This is a genomic window from Mycobacterium sp. P4_H6, from assembly GCF_056400845.1.
On sequence record NZ_JBFUKN010000141.1, the window covers coordinates 1 to 9,760 of the forward strand.

Annotated in this window: 9 protein-coding genes; 6 read left to right on the plus strand and 3 right to left on the minus strand. The window is 65.6% G+C overall.

Annotated features, from left to right (window positions below; genetic code table 11):
* Positions 1 to 42: 42 nt before the first annotated feature.
* Both AC1DTF_RS31245 and AC1DTF_RS31250 read right to left on the minus strand, forming a co-directional pair.
* On the minus strand, positions 43 to 1,851 hold the full coding sequence (locus AC1DTF_RS31245; RefSeq protein WP_477476873.1) for a bifunctional diguanylate cyclase/phosphodiesterase: 1,809 nt from the start codon (positions 1,849 to 1,851) through the stop codon (positions 43 to 45).
* Positions 1,852 to 2,036: 185 nt separating this feature from the next.
* Positions 2,037 to 2,786, minus strand: coding sequence for a hypothetical protein (locus AC1DTF_RS31250; protein ID WP_477476874.1), 750 nt, complete (start codon positions 2,784 to 2,786; stop codon positions 2,037 to 2,039).
* Between the two features lie 413 nt (positions 2,787 to 3,199).
* On the opposite strand from AC1DTF_RS31250, the gene AC1DTF_RS31255 reads away from it, so the two are divergent.
* Positions 3,200 to 3,652, plus strand: a complete 453-nt coding sequence (locus AC1DTF_RS31255) for a MaoC family dehydratase (RefSeq protein WP_057167412.1) — start codon at positions 3,200 to 3,202, stop codon at positions 3,650 to 3,652.
* Here AC1DTF_RS31255 and AC1DTF_RS31260 read toward each other — a convergent pair.
* Complete coding sequence (locus AC1DTF_RS31260; protein WP_477476875.1) at positions 3,640 to 4,833, minus strand: acyl-CoA dehydrogenase family protein; 1,194 nt, start codon at positions 4,831 to 4,833, stop codon at positions 3,640 to 3,642. The genes AC1DTF_RS31255 and AC1DTF_RS31260 overlap by 13 nt on opposite strands.
* Before the next feature lie 108 nt (positions 4,834 to 4,941).
* Between AC1DTF_RS31260 and fabG the strand changes: the two genes are divergently transcribed.
* The 5 genes from fabG to AC1DTF_RS31285 all read left to right on the plus strand — a co-directional run.
* Positions 4,942 to 5,682: a 3-oxoacyl-ACP reductase FabG gene (gene fabG / locus AC1DTF_RS31265; RefSeq protein WP_057167410.1), complete on the plus strand. Its 741-nt coding sequence runs from the start codon at positions 4,942 to 4,944 to the stop codon at positions 5,680 to 5,682.
* 1 nt (position 5,683) lies between these two features.
* Positions 5,684 to 6,913: an acetyl-CoA C-acetyltransferase gene (locus AC1DTF_RS31270; protein ID WP_477476876.1), complete on the plus strand. Its 1,230-nt coding sequence runs from the start codon at positions 5,684 to 5,686 to the stop codon at positions 6,911 to 6,913.
* Positions 6,910 to 8,112, plus strand: a complete 1,203-nt coding sequence (locus AC1DTF_RS31275; protein ID WP_477476877.1) for an acyl-CoA dehydrogenase family protein — start codon at positions 6,910 to 6,912, stop codon at positions 8,110 to 8,112. The genes AC1DTF_RS31270 and AC1DTF_RS31275 overlap by 4 nt, the downstream gene beginning before the upstream one ends.
* Positions 8,096 to 8,779: a GntR family transcriptional regulator gene (locus tag AC1DTF_RS31280; RefSeq protein WP_477476878.1), complete on the plus strand. Its 684-nt coding sequence runs from the start codon at positions 8,096 to 8,098 to the stop codon at positions 8,777 to 8,779. The genes AC1DTF_RS31275 and AC1DTF_RS31280 overlap by 17 nt, the downstream gene beginning before the upstream one ends.
* A gap of 74 nt (positions 8,780 to 8,853) precedes the next feature.
* The coding region (locus AC1DTF_RS31285) for a flavin-containing monooxygenase (protein WP_477476879.1) at positions 8,854 to 9,760 on the plus strand (907 nt) is incomplete at its 3' end.

Sequence of the window (9,760 nt, forward strand, 5' to 3'; positions counted from 1 at the left end):
GCTCAGCACGGCCGATGTGCCCGCCGCCGAGATGAATTCCGTCTAAGTCAGACCGGCCGAGAAGTCCACCGACACCCGGCCGCGGCGCAGCAGCGCCTCCATCTGGTCGCCGGAGATCGGGCGTGACAACAGGAAGCCCTGGGCGCGATGACAGCCATGCCGCAGCAACGTGATGGCCGCGGTTTCGGTCTCCACACCCTCGGCCACCAACTGCAGGCCGAATGCTTCGGCCAGGGCGATGATCGCCCGCACGATGGCCAGATCGCCGGGGTCGGCGCCGAGGTCACGCACGAAACTCTTGTCGATCTTGAGGGCGTCCACCGGAAGCGATTTCAACAGCGACAGCACGCTGTAGCCGGTGCCGAAGTCATCGATGGCGACCTGGACCCCGACGTCATGAAGCTTGGCCAGCGTGATCCGGGTGACGTCGATGTCCTGCACCACAATGCTTTCGGTGATCTCCAGGCATACCGAACCGCGGGGCAGATCGAACTCGTTGACGATCGCCGCCACCGACTCGGCGAACCCGTCCGCGACGAGCTGCACCGGGGACACATTCACCCGCAGCACCGCGTCCAGCCCGACGCCGTTGGCCCGCCAGCGCGCGAACTCCGCGCACGCCGTACGCATCACCCAACGTCCGAGCTCGCCTGCCAGATTGATGGATTCGGCGACGCCGATGAACGCGTCCGGGGCAAGCAGGCCGCGGGTGGGGTGCTGCCAGCGGACCAGCGCCTCGGTCGCGAGAACCTTCCCGGTGCGCATATCGACCTCGGGCAGATAGCGCAGGAACAGCGCGCCGGTCTCGATCACGCTCTGTAGGTGCAGCTCGATGTCGTTGCGGAACTCGTTCTCCAGCGATATCGCGTCGGAGTAGACGGTCACCTGGTTGCCGCCGGTGTTCTTGGCGGTGAGCACAGCCTGGTCGGCATGGCGCAGCAGGTCCGAGGTGGTCTCCTGACCGGGGATGCCCACGGCGACACCGATGCTGACCGTGCGGGTCACCATCTCGCCGTCGATCGGAACGCGCCGGGAGAGCACGGACTGCAGCCGGTGGGCGAGTTCCTCGGCCACCGGGCCATCGGTGGGGACCTCGGGGACCACCACGAATTCGTCACCGCCGAGGCGGGCGATCATGCTGGGCCCTGCGGCCAGCGCGAGCCGCTCGGCGAGCACCCGGATGAAACGATCGCCGGCGGAGTGCCCGAGGTAGTCGTTGATCGCCTTGAGGCGGTCCAGGTCGAAGAACAGGGCGGTGACCGGCCCGGGGCTACCCGGCTTGAGGCGTTCGTCCAAATGGGCCATCAAGGCACGGCGGTTGTGCAGTCCGGTGAGGTCGTCGTGCTCGGCCAGGAAGCGCAGTCGGTCCTCGGCGTACACGCGGGCCTGCACCTGGRCGAAGAGTGACGCGATGGCCGCCAGGGCGTTGAGTTCCTCGGCGGTCCAATCCCGGTCACCGGCCTTGGCGAGGCCGATCACCCCGGTGGTCACGTCGCCGGACAGCAGTGGCACACAGGCCATCGTGGTGGTCGGGATGCTCCCGCTGTCGGCGGGCCGGAACACCGCCGGCTCCTTGAGCCGTTCGGCCACGGCGAAAACCGGGTCCGCGTCGGCGAAGTACACGAGCTGGTGGGGGTCGGGCTGGACCTCCGGGGTGCGGGGAGGCCACTCGGCAATGAGCCGGGTCGCGTGAATGTCGTGGTCGTTGTGCCGCAGGAAGCCGGAATCGACATCGAAGTAGGTGACCAGTTCGGCCAGCACCTGCTGGCTGACGCCGGTCGCGGTGGCGGCGTCCACGGCGATCAGACGAGTGGCGACCGCGGTGACGACGAGTTCGAGGCTGCGGGGCACCTAGACCTCTCTGTGTGGCGACACCTGACAGTGCCGCATTGTGACGCACGGGCACCGGCGGGCGTCCGGTCAGCCCTGCGAAAAGTGTATTCCAGACGCCGCCTTTGATTCGTGACATCCCATGGGTCAGACGATTCGTTATCTGAGCGGTATTCGGTGCGGTCGCGTGCGCGCCGGGCTGCCGGTTACAACCCGGACTCGGCCGTCCCGCCCAGCGCGCCGACTTCGTCGAGCAGCGGCAGCAACACGCGTGCCTCGGCGCGGGTGGCGATAATCTGTTGCGGGTCAGCGGTTCTGGTGAACTCGGCCTGGTCCCACCACATYATCTTGGTCTCGTACCGCTCGTCGGGATACGGTGTGGCCGGGATACGGTCGGCAACCACGCCGCCCGAGGATCGCCAGCGATCCAGAACATGTGCCGCCGCGGTCGCCATGGCGAACTTGGCGCCGAGGACGAGGGTGGCGTGCAGGGGCATACGGGCCAGTACCGGCGTGAGCGCACGGCTGCGCGCAAATCCGTCGTCGGTCCATGCGGTCTTGATCTCGACGACGCCGAACGGAACGCGGTCGTCGATCATTTTGCGCACGAGGGGAAGGGCGGGCTGTCCGGCCCATTCCACCGTCGCATGGCTTTCGTCGGCACCGCCGTACGGGCCTTGCGCTCGAACCCCGCCGACAACCCGGCCGGAGTCGTCGATCGCCGCGAGGAACAGCGACGTGGTGGCGGGGTCGGCCAGTGCGCTCGGGTCGATCGCCCGTTCGACTCCGTGTTTGCGGTAACTACGCATAGCACCGTCGATGAAATCGTCCCAGAGTTCCGGCTCCGCCCACGGAGTGGACACCACGAGGGTGCAGTCGGTGTCCCGATCCCACCACTGGGCCGATGCATTTTCGGGAAGTCCACGAAACGTGGTTTCGGCGACAGACACGCTCATTCCCAGGCCCACCGATCAGTTGCCGGAACGTTGCCCCATGCGGGTACGTTCCTGAGGTAATTTCAAATAGTGCAGTTAAGTATCGCCATATCCAGGGGAGATACCAGCCGCAATTTATTACCGGGCCTGACAATAGGTTGCCAGCATCGCACAAGTGGGTTTCTAGCAATTTAGTCGGTAAGAAGTTAATAGTGGCTAACTTCATAAAAATTGTCACCGGCGTAAGTAGTGGCAAATACTATTCAGCTGCCGACGAGTTTTCTAAATCGATCACGTAGATGGCAACGTGTCCGCCATTCGCTACGTTTTCAAGGTCACGTCGATCCCGCGATCGCGGACCCGGTGACCGGCTCCCACGGTCGAGGCGCTATGTATGGATGTGAAAAATAGACGTGGCGACCGGAGGAGGAACGGTGAAGGTTTTCAAGAATCTCGATGAGCTGGTGGGGGCCAAGGGCGCCGAGTTGGGGCCGACGGAGTGGCTGGAGATCGGCCAGGACCGGGTGAACAAATTTGCCGAAGCCACCGAAGATCACCAGTGGATCCACGTCGATCCCGAACGTGCCGCCGACGGGCCGTTCGGTGGAACCATTGCCCACGGTCTGCTGACCCTCTCCCTGCTGCCGCATTTCAGCCACCAGCTCTACCGGGTGGAGGGCATCTCGCTGGCGGTCAACTATGGATACAACAAGGTCCGCTTCATCACCCCGGTGAAGGTCGGCGCCAAGGTGCGGGCCCGCGCCGTGGTCACCGATGTGACCGCACTCGAGGGCGCTGCCCAGTCGACGGTCACCATCACCGTCGAGATCGAGGGATCGGAAAAGCCTGCAGCGGTGGCAGAGTCGATCGTGCGCTATATCGCCTGATTCGAGGCGCGCCGCTGGGCGGCCTTGACCAGGCCGCCCCCGATGATGAGGCGCTGGATCTCGCTGGTGCCCTCATAGAGGCGCAGCAAACGCACTTCGCGGTAGATGCGCTCGACCGCCACCTCGCGCATGTAGCCACTGCCACCGTGGATCTGGACGGCGAGGTCGGCTACATTGCCCGCCATTTCGGTGCAGAACAGTTTCGCCGATGACGGTGCGATGCGCCGGTCCTCGTCGGTCACCCACAGCCGGGCGGCCTCCCGGACCAGCGCGCGCCCGGCCATCACGCCGGTCTGCTGGTCGGCGAGCATCGCCTGCACCAGTTGGAAATTGCCGATCGGGGTGCCGCCCTGGGTGGCGGTCGCGGCGTAGGCCACCGACTCGTCGAGGGCACGCTGCGCGCTGCCGACGGCCAGCGCCGCGATGTGCACGCGGCCGCGGGCCAGCGACGTCATGGCGGCGCGGTACCCGATGTCCTCGCTGCCGCCGACCAGGGTGTCCTGGCCGACCCGCACGTCGTCGAAGCTGACATCGGCGGTCCAGGCGCCCTCCTGGCCCATCTTGGCGTCCTTCGCGCCGACCTCGATGCCGGGCGCGTCCGCGGGAACCAGGAAGACCGCGATACCGGGTCCGTCGGCATCGGCGGGGCGCGTGCGGGCGAACACGATGAACAGGTCGGCCGTCGGAGCGTTGGTGATGTACTGCTTGCGCCCGTTGATCACCCACTCGTCACCGTCTTTGACGGCCTTGGTGCGCAGGCCTGCCGGGTTGGAGCCGGCGCCGGGCTCGGTCAGGGCGAAGGAGGCGACGACGTCGCCGGAGGCGATCCGCTCCAGCCAGCGGGATTTCTGTTCGTCGGTGCCGAAACCGACCAGCACCTGACCGGCGATGCCGTTGTTGGTACCGAACATCGACCGCAGCGCGAGGCTGGTGTAGCCGAATTCCATGGCCAGTTCCACGTCCTGGGCCAGGTTCAGTCCGAGGCCGCCCCATTCCTGCGGGATCGCGTACCCGAACAACCCCATGCTCTTGGTCTGGTCGCGGATGTCGTCGGGCACCCGGTCGGCGGACATGATCTCCAGCTCGCGGGGGACTACCTGGTTACGGATGAACTGGCGGGTGGCGGCATGGATATCGGCGAAATCTGCGTCCGATACGGCGGCGCGGGCGTTGTCGGCCATCGGCGGGCTCTCCTGAATTGGTGCGATCACCTCGGGGGGTGGTTTGATACAAGAAATATCATATTTTATGTTTGGAACTGCTCGGGCTTCAGGAAGGGATGGGCTCCCATGGGTCTGCTTGACGGTCGGACCGCGGTGATCACCGGCGGTGCACAGGGAATCGGGTTTGCGATCGCCGAAAGGTATGTCGCCGAGGGCGCCCGGGTGGTGCTCGGTGACCTGAATCCGGAGGCAACCGATGCCGCGGTCACCGCACTCGGCGGTTCGGCCGTTGCCAAGGCCGTCAGTTGCGATGTCACCGATGCCGGCCAGGTCGAAGCGCTCGTCCGTGCCGCCGTCGACACCTTCGGCAGCCTGGACGTCATGGTCAACAACGCGGGCATCACCCGTGACGCCACCATGCGCAAGATGACCGAGGAACAGTTCGACCAGGTCGTCTCGGTGCACCTGAAGGGGTCGTGGAACGGCACCAGGCTCGCCGCCAACATCATGCGCGAGGCGAAAAGCGGTGCCATCGTCAACATCTCGTCGATCTCGGGCAAGGTCGGCCTGATCGGCCAGACCAACTACTCCGCGGCCAAGGCCGGCATCGTCGGCCTCACCAAGGCCGCCGCCAAGGAGGTGGCCCATCTGGGTGTCCGGGTCAACGCCATCCAGCCGGGTCTGATCCGCTCGGCGATGACAGAGGCCATGCCGCAACGCATCTGGGATCAGAAGCTGGCCGAGATCCCGATGGCGCGCGCCGGGGAGCCCAGCGAGGTCGCCTCCGTCGCCCTGTTCCTGGCCTCCGATCTGTCCTCGTACATGACCGGCACCGTGCTCGAAGTGACCGGCGGGCGGCACATCTGACATGGCGGCCCTGTCTGAGAACGTGGCCGTGATCTGTGAACCGGTCCGCACGCCGATCGGCCGCTACGGCGGCATGTTCGCGTCCCTGACCGCCGTCGATTTGGGCGTCGCCGCGCTGCAGGGTCTGTTGGAACGCACCGGGATTCCTGCCGACGCCGTGCAGGATGTGATCCTGGGGCATTGCTACCCCTCCAGTGAGGCCCCGGCGATCGGACGGGTGGTCGCACTGGACGCGGGACTGCCGATCACGGTGCCCGGTATGCAGGTCGACCGGCGCTGCGGTTCCGGGCTGCAGGCTGTCATCCAGGCCTGCCTGCAGGTGTCCAGCGGCAACAACGATCTGGTCGTCGCCGGCGGCGCCGAATCGATGAGCAATGTGGCCTTTCACTCCACCGATATGCGCTGGGGCGGGTCGCGCGGCGGGGTGACGGTACACGACGGACTCGCCCGCGGCCGCGTCACGGCCGGCGGCAAGCACTACCCGGTGCCCGGCGGCATGCTGGAGACCGCGGAGAATCTGCGCCGCCAGTACGGCATTTCGCGTACCGAGCAGGACGAACTCGCGGTGCGCTCGCATCAGAAGGCCGTCGCCGCTCAGACCAGTGGGGTCCTTGCGGCCGAGATCATCCCGGTGACGGTGACATCCCGTAAAAGTTCCGAGGTGATCGATACCGACGAGCATCCACGCGCGGACACCACGGTCGAGGCGCTGAGCAAACTGCGCCCGGTGCTGGTCAAGAGCGACCCCGAGGCCACCGTCACAGCGGGCAACTCCAGCGGACAGAACGATGCCGCGTCCATGTGCATCGTGACCACACCCGAGCGGGCGGCCGAACTCGGGCTCAAACCCCTTGTCCGGCTGGTCTCCTGGGGAGTGGCGGGGGTGGCACCCGACATCATGGGCATCGGCCCGGTGCCGGCCACCGAACGAGCGCTGGACAAGGCCGGGCTTTCCCTGGCCGATATCGACCTCATCGAACTCAACGAGGCGTTCGCCGCGCAGGCACTGGCGTGCACCCGCGAATGGAAGTTCACCGACACCGATTTCGAGCGCACCAACGTGCGCGGGTCCGGTATCTCCCTCGGCCATCCGGTCGGCGCGACCGGCGGCCGGATGCTGGCCACCCTGGCCCGCGAACTCGAACTGCGCGACGCCCGGTACGGGCTGGAAACCATGTGCATCGGTGGCGGCCAGGGCCTGGCCGCGGTATTCGAACGGACATCGCTATGACCCGACTGGCTCAAACTCCCGGTCTCACCGACGTGCAGACCGAAATCGTTGCCACCGTGCGCCAGTTCGTGGACAAGGAGATCATCCCGAACGCGCAGGAGTTGGAACACTCCGACACCTACCCGCAGCACATCGTCGACAAGATGCGCGAGATGGGTCTGTTCGGTCTGATGATCCCCGAGGAGTACGGCGGCCTCGGTGAATCGCTGCTGACCTACGCGCTGTGTGTGGAGGAACTGGCCCGCGGCTGGATGAGCGTATCCGGGGTCATCAACACGCATTTCATCGTCGCCTACATGATCCGCCAGCACGGCACGGACGCGCAGAAGCAGCACTACCTGCCCCGGATGGCGACCGGCGAGGTGCGCGGTGCCTTCTCGATGTCGGAGCCCGAGTTGGGCTCCGATGTCGCGGCGATCCGCACCCGGGGTGTGCGCGACGGCTCCGGAGACGACGCGGACTATGTGATCACCGGTCAGAAGATGTGGCTGACCAACGGCGGCAGTTCGACGCTGGTGGCCGCGCTGGTGAAAACCGATGAGGGAGCGGACAAACCGCACCGAAATCTGACCGCATTCCTGATCGAGAAGCCTTCCGGTTTCGGTGAGGTGCTGCCGGGACTGACGATTCCGGGCAAGCTCGACAAGATGGGCTACAAGGGCATCGACACCACCGAGCTGATCTTCGACGGCTACCGGGCCGGTGCGGGCGATGTGCTCGGCGAGGCGCCGGGTAAGGGCTTCTTCCAGATGATGGACGGCGTCGAGGTCGGCCGGGTGAACGTCTCGGCGCGTGCATGTGGCATCGCGCTGCGGGCTTTCGAGCTGGCGATTCGCTATGCGCAGCAACGGGAGTCGTTCGGCAAGCCGATCGCCGGGCATCAGGCGATCGCGTTCCAGCTCGCCGAGATGGCCACCAAGGTCGAGGCCGCCCACCTGATGATGGTGCACGCCGCGCGGCTCAAGGACTCCGGTGACCGAAACGATGTGGCCTCCGGGATGGCCAAATATCTGGCCAGCGAGTATTGCGCGGAAGTCACCCAGCAGAGCTTCCGGATCCACGGTGGCTATGGCTACTCCAAGGAGTACGAGATCGAACGGCTGATGCGTGATGCGCCGTTCCTTCTCATCGGCGAGGGCACCAGCGAGATCCAGAAGACCATCATCAGCAAGAGTTTGCTCGATGAGTACCGGATCTGATCCGGAGTTCGCGGTCCGACCGCAACTCTCCGAGGACGTTGCCCGCGTGGTGCGCCGCCGGATCTTCGACGGGACCTACCGGTCAGGGGAGTACCTGCGGCTGGATCAGCTGGCCGTCGATCTCGGTATCAGCGTCACGCCGGTACGGGAGGCCCTGCTGAATCTGCGGGCCGAGGGTCTGCTGGTGCAGCATCCGCGACGCGGTTTCATGGTGCTCGAATTCACCGCCCGTGACCTGGCCGATGTCGCCAACGTGCAGGCCTACGTCGGGGGAGAACTGGCGGCCAGAGCAGCCGAGAACATCAGCGCCGAACAGCTTTCCGAGCTGAAGGCGATCCAGGACCAACTGGAACAGGCCTACGAGCAGCCGGACTCGGACCGCGCCGTACGGCTCAATCACGAGTATCACCGGCTGATCAACGTGGCGGCCGACTCGCCCAAGCTCACCCAGTTCATGTCGGGGATCACGCGGTATCAGCCGGAGTCGGTGTTCCCGACCCTCGATGGGTGGCCCACCCAGTCCATCAAGGACCACCGCCGGGTGATCGCCGCCTTCGAACGCCGAGACGCCGACGAGGCCCGCGCGGCGATGGCCGAGCACTTCACCATCGGGGTCGACCCGCTGTGCGAGCACCTCACCAAGCTCGGCGTGATCCGCCCGATTTGACGTACGTCAGTAGTTATTGACGCGCGTCAGAACGCTCGGTAGTGTCGCCCATCACAGCGACTCGAGGAGTGATGGTGGTACGAACCCTGCCGCGTACGGCGGTCATCGGCGCAGGTATCAGCGGGCTGACCGCCGGCAAGATGCTCAAGGACTACCGCGTTCCGTACACCACCTTCGAGATCTCCGACCGCGTCGGCGGCAACTGGGCCTTCGGCAATCCCAACGGTCTGAGCAGCGCCTACCGGTCGTTACATATTGACACCTCCAAGCATCGGTTGTCCTTCAAGGACTTTCCGGTGCCCAGCCATTTCCCGTCGTTCCCGCATCACAGCGATATCAAGGACTACCTGGACTCCTATGCCGAGGCGTTCGGTCTGCTGGAGAACATCGAGTTCAACAACGCCGTCCGCAGCGCCCGCCGACGCGACGGCGGCGGCTGGCTGATCGAGGACCAGGCCGGCACGGTGCGGGAGTTCGATCTGCTGGTCGTCGGCAACGGCCATCACTGGGACGCACGGTGGGCCGAGTTCCCCGGCACCTTCACCGGCGAATCGATCCACTCGCACCATTACATCGATCCGCAGACACCGTTGGCGCTCACCGGCAAACGCATTCTGGTCATCGGGATCGGTAACAGCGCCGCCGACATCACCGTCGAGCTGTCGTCGAAGGCATTGCAGAACAAGGTGACGCTGTCGACGCKGTCGAGTGCCTGGATCGTTCCGAAATACCTTGCCGGGCAGCCCGGTGACAAGATCTTCAAGACGACGCCATACCTGCCGCTGTCCTGGCAGCGTAAGGCAGCCCAGGCCTTCGCCCCACTGGTCGGCGCGGATCCGACCAAGTACGGCCTGCCGCCGGCCAATCACAAACTGTTCGAAGCGCACCCGACGCAGTCGGTCGAACTGCCGCTGCGACTGGGTTCCGGCGACGTGATCCCGAAACCGAATGTGTCGCTGCTCGACGGAGACAGCGTGCACT